Source organism: Terriglobales bacterium (assembly GCA_035624475.1).
Classification (GTDB): Bacteria; Acidobacteriota; Terriglobia; order Terriglobales; family Acidobacteriaceae; genus DASPRL01.
The window spans coordinates 1-4,665 of record DASPRL010000184.1 but is presented as its reverse complement, the minus strand read 5'-3'; the positions used below and the strand labels follow the sequence as shown (position 1 = coordinate 4,665).

Annotated in this window: 4 protein-coding genes; 3 read left to right on the top strand and 1 reads right to left on the bottom strand. The window is 65.6% G+C overall.

Going from position 1 to position 4,665, the window contains the following annotated elements; genetic code table 11:
- From VEG08_07700 to VEG08_07690, 3 genes are all read left to right on the top strand, one after another.
- Nucleotides 1–1,013, top strand: a 1,013-nt coding sequence (locus VEG08_07700) for a BamA/TamA family outer membrane protein (protein ID HXZ27871.1), incomplete at its 5' end; no start/stop codon positions are given.
- Nucleotides 1,014–1,212: 199 nt separating this feature from the next.
- Nucleotides 1,213–1,854 carry an OmpH family outer membrane protein gene (locus VEG08_07695; GenBank protein HXZ27870.1) on the top strand — a complete coding sequence of 214 codons (642 nt, stop codon included), beginning with the start codon at nucleotides 1,213–1,215 and terminating at the stop codon, nucleotides 1,852–1,854.
- 138 nt (nucleotides 1,855–1,992) lie between these two features.
- Nucleotides 1,993–2,730, top strand: a complete 738-nt coding sequence (locus tag VEG08_07690; GenBank protein ID HXZ27869.1) for a TonB family protein — start codon at nucleotides 1,993–1,995, stop codon at nucleotides 2,728–2,730.
- Nucleotides 2,731–3,038: 308 nt separating this feature from the next.
- Here the strand turns inward: VEG08_07690 and lepA are convergent.
- Nucleotides 3,039–4,665: translation elongation factor 4 (gene lepA / locus VEG08_07685; GenBank protein HXZ27868.1), on the bottom strand; the 1,627-nt coding region annotated here is incomplete at its 5' end.

Below are 4,665 nucleotides of genomic sequence, written 5' to 3'. Positions count from 1 at the left end.
AGGTGGTTCCCAGCTTCTCGTTCAGCACCATCGACAGCCCGGTCCACCCCCACTCCGGCCACAGCCTGTACCTCGGGGGAGAGATCGCGGGGCTGGGCGGCAACGTGCGCGACATCCGCCCCGTGGTGGAATACAAGCGCTTCATCCCCATGAAGGGCCTGCACCCCTCGCGGGAGGGCGCCCAGACCCTCGGCTTCCGCCTCCAGGGCACGTTCCTGACCGGCTGGGGCGGCTTGGTGGCTCCTCCCTTCGAGCGCATCTACCTGGGCGGGGACACCGACCTGCGCGGCTTCGACACACGCTCGCTCTCACCGGTGACCTACCTGACCCAGGTGGTGGCCGTCCCCCTGCTGAATCCCGACGGCACCCCCGTGCTGATCGATCCCTCCAATCCCCGCCGCGGCACCGTCACCATTCCCCTGCCCGCGCATGTGATCTCGTTTCCCGGCGGCGACACCAGCTTTGTCGGCAACGTGGAGTACCGCATTCCCATCGTGGGCCCCGTGACCCTGGCGGCCTTCGCCGATTTCGGCATGGTCTTCGTCACCCGGACCTCCCAGCTCCGCCTGGCCAACCAAGCGGTCAGCACTCTGAACACCACCGGGTTCGGCTGCACCGGCCAGGTCTTCAATCCGACCCCGTCTCCGGGGACCTTCTCCTGCACCGGCACGCAGAACTTCGTCTTCTCTTCCGACCTGAGCCTGGTGCCGGGCACCAACTACGTGCCCCGGCTCTCCACCGGGCTGGAACTGCAGGTGCTGATGCCGGTGGTGAATGCCCCCCTGCGCGTCTATTACGCCTACAATCCGCTGATCATGGACACCTCCTCGGCCACGCCCAACACCTGCGTCACTCCCGGTGGCGGGAGCGCGCCCTGCATCAGCCGCAGCATGTTCCCCCCAGGCGGCGCCGGCGACTTCACCTATCAGAATGCGCTGCGGGCTTTTGTCCCCTTGTATCGCCTGCAGGAACCGAGAAAGACCTTCCGGTTCACGGTGGCCACCACTTTCTAGGGACAGGCGGGCCGTCGGGTTTGACGCTGGCCGCGCCCGACCCTTATAATCGCTGCATTCGCAAACTCACATTTCAGGTTTGCAGGCAGACCTCGGATCCCGCGGCGCGGCCCGCGAAGGCCGCCGAACGACACCCTGCCCGCCCCCGGAAAAAGTTTGGAGATCTCTCAGAGGAATTCTTAAGGAGTTCAATCACCCCATGAAGAGCAAGGTCGTAATCCTGGTTGTCACCCTGACGATGGCATCGCTGGCGGTGTGGGCGCAGAGCCCCGCTCCCGCGGTCAGCACCTCCGTGGCTCCGCCCACCAAGCTGGGCGTCATTCAAATGCAGCAGGTCATCCTGGCAAGCAACGAGGGCCAGCGCGACTTTGGCGCCCTGCAGAAGAAGTTTGAACCCAAGCAGGTGGAGTTGAGCAACGCCAAGAAGGAGCTGGACGATCTGCAGAAGCAGCTCAGCACCCAGGGGAACACGCTCAACGACGAGGCCCGCAGCACCCTGGTCAACAACATCCAGGCCAAACAGAAGACCTACCAGCGCAACCTCGATGATGCCCAGCAGGACTACCAGAACCAGTTGCAGGAGCTCATCAACCGCATCGGCGAGAAGATGTACAAGGTGCTCTCTACCTATGCCGAGAACAATGGCTACGCGGTGATCTTCGACATCTCCAATCCGCAGACCAGCGCCGTGCTCTGGGCCGGTCCTACGGTGGACGTGAGCAAAGCCATCCTCGACGCCTACAACGCGCAGTCGGGTGTAGCGGCGCCGCCCAAGGCGCCTCCGTCGGCCCCCAGTGCCACCAAGCCGACCACGCCTCCCCCGACTCGCAAGCCGCAGTAAGGCATCGGGGATCCATCCCGCTTTCCCAGGCCGCCGCTTTGGCGGCCTTTCTTTTTCCCCTTAGCCGGCGTTTTCCCGCTCCCTCTCACTCGCCGCTGGTGTCTATAGACACCGGTTGGGGATCGAGGGAGGCACACCATGTTCGAACAGAGCATCCTCGCATCCTCGTCCCACGGGAACAGCCGCCGCGGCTGGGCCACCCTGGCCTCGTCGGGTCTGCAGGTCCTGCTGCTGGGCTCACTGATCCTGGTGCCCGTCCTGCGCCCCGACGCGTTGCCCCTGCGCTTTCCCACCGCCCTGACCGGACTGCCGCAACCCTATCAGCCCGGCGCCCGCCACCGCGGAAGCGCGCGCCCGGGCTCGGGCGCGCGAAGCAACACGACCCCCAGCGTGTTCGCGGAACCGCGCGTGATTCCCACGGAGATCTACACCGGACCCGATCTACGGCAGCTTTCAAGAGACACCGGGCCGAGCGCTGCACCCGATCTCGGTCCGGGTTGTCCCGGCTGCCCGCAGGACACTACGCCCGGGATGAGCGCGGTCTTCCATCCCGCGCCGGTCATCCCTCGCCCCGCGGCGCCAAGGTCAGTCGCAGTCTCCAGCGGCGTGATCGAGGGTTACCTGGTGCAGCAGGTGCAGCCCGTCTATCCGCAGATCGCCAAGCTGGCGGGTGTCCAGGGAGACGTGATCTTGCAGGCCGTGATCGGGAATGACGGCACCATCCAGCAGCTCCACGCCGTCAGCGGCCATCCCTGGCTGATCCCTCCCGCCCTGGATGCGGTGCGGCAATGGCGCTATCGCCCCTACCGCCTCAATGGCCGACCGGTCGAGGTGGAGACCCAGATCACGGTGCGCTTCTTGCTTGCCGGTCGCTGAGCACTGCCCTGGAGTTCCGGTTCGGGGCCGGCGGCGGCGGGTTCGCTCGTCCGCTCCGGCCTCACCGCCCCTGCCACTGTGGAAAGCTTGTGCGAAACCGAGGTGCGGAATTCCTCCACGCTCGGGTTTTCAGCTACTTAGGCCCTCAAAAAACCTCGGGGCATGCACTTGACTGGATTGAAAACAAAAGACTTACAGTCTAGGTCCAAGGCGCACCGAGAGGGGACCCTGGCGCCTGTCTGTCCCCGCGCGCCTATGAGTTTTGCACATGGAATGCAGCGGAAGGAGGGTCCGCTGCCGTGGCGGAATCAGCTCTCCTCCCCCACCCGCAGCACCGCCAGGAAGGCTTCCTGGGGGATGTCCACGCGCCCGATGCGCTTCATGCGCTTCTTGCCTTCCTTCTGTTTTTCCAGCAGCTTGCGCTTGCGGGTGATGTCGCCGCCGTAGCACTTGGCCAGCACGTTCTTGCGCATGGCGGCCACGGTCTCGCGGGCGATCACCTTGCCCCCGATGGCCGCCTGGATGGCCACCTCGAATTGCTGCCGTGGGATGAGTTCCCGCATCTTGGAGGCCAGCACCCGCCCGCGCTCGTAGGCGGCGTCCTTGTGCACGATCAGGGAGAGCGCGTCCACCGGATCGCCCGCCACCAGGATGTCGAGCTTGACCATGGGCGACTCCCAGGTCCCCGAGAGGTGGTAGTCGAGCGAAGCGTAGCCGCGCGAGATGGACTTCAGCCGGTCGTAGAAATCCAGCACGATCTCGTTGAGCGGCAGCTCGTAGGTGAGCATCACGCGCGACGAGCTGACGTACTCGAAACCTTTCTGCCGCCCCCGCTTCTCCTCCACCAGCTTCAGGATGCCGCCCACGTACTCTTCCGCGGTGAGGATGGTGGCGGTGATCACCGGCTCTTCCACCTTCTTGATCTCGCTGGGCGAGGGCCACTTGGAAGGGTTGTCTACCTCGATCGCGCTGCCGTCGGTGCGCGTGATCTTGAAGCGCACGCCCGGGGCGGTGGTGATCAATTCCAGCCCATACTCGCGCTCCAGCCGCTCCTGGATGATCTCCATGTGAAGCAGTCCCAGGAAGCCGCAGCGGAAGCCGAAGCCCAGCGCCGCCGAGCTCTCGGGCTCGAAGAAGAACGAGGAATCGTTGAGGCGCAGCTTTTCCAGGGCCTCGCGCAGAGCGGTGTGCTCGTGCGCGTCCACGGTATAGAGCCCGGCGAAGACCATGGGCTTGATGTCCTGGAAGCCGGGCAGGGGCTCGATGGCGGGGCGCGCGTCGTCGGTGATGGTGTCGCCGATCTTGCTGTCGCTCACGTTCTTGATGTTGGCGATGAGGAAGCCGACCTCGCCCGCCGAGAGCTGTTCCACCTCCACCGGCTTGGGCGTGAGCACGCCCAGGGTCTCGACCTCGTGCACGCGCCCGTTCGACCACAGCCGGATCTTCTGTCCCTTGCGCAGCGTCCCCTGGAAGACGCGCGTCAGCACCACCACGCCGCGGTAGGGATCGAACCAGGAATCGAAGATCAGTGCCTGCAAGGGGACGTGGGCGGCGCCGCGCGGCGGCGGCACCTTCTTGACCACCGCTTCCAGCACCTCGGGCACGCCCTCCCCGGTCTTGGCGCTGACCAGCAGCGCCTGGCTCGCGTCCAGCCCGATGGCCTGCTCGATCATCTCCTTGGCCCGCCCCACATCGGCGCTGGGCAGGTCGATCTTGTTGATCACCGGGATGATCTCCAGACCGTTGTTGATGGCCAGGTAGGCGTTGGCCAGGGTCTGCGCCTCCACTCCCTGGGAAGCGTCCACCAGCAGCAGCGCGCCCTCGCAGGAGGCCAGCGAGCGTGAGACCTCGTAGGTGAAATCCACGTGCCCGGGGGTGTCGATGAGGTTGAGCTGATAGGTCCGGCCGTCGCGCGCGGTGTAGTTCATGCGCACG

Coding starts and splice junctions, on each gene's coding strand:
- VEG08_07695 (HXZ27870.1), top strand. CDS start 1,213: ATGAAGAGCAAGGTCGTAATCCTGGTTGTCACCCTGACGATGGCATCG.
- VEG08_07690 (HXZ27869.1), top strand. CDS start 1,993: ATGTTCGAACAGAGCATCCTCGCATCCTCGTCCCACGGGAACAGCCGC.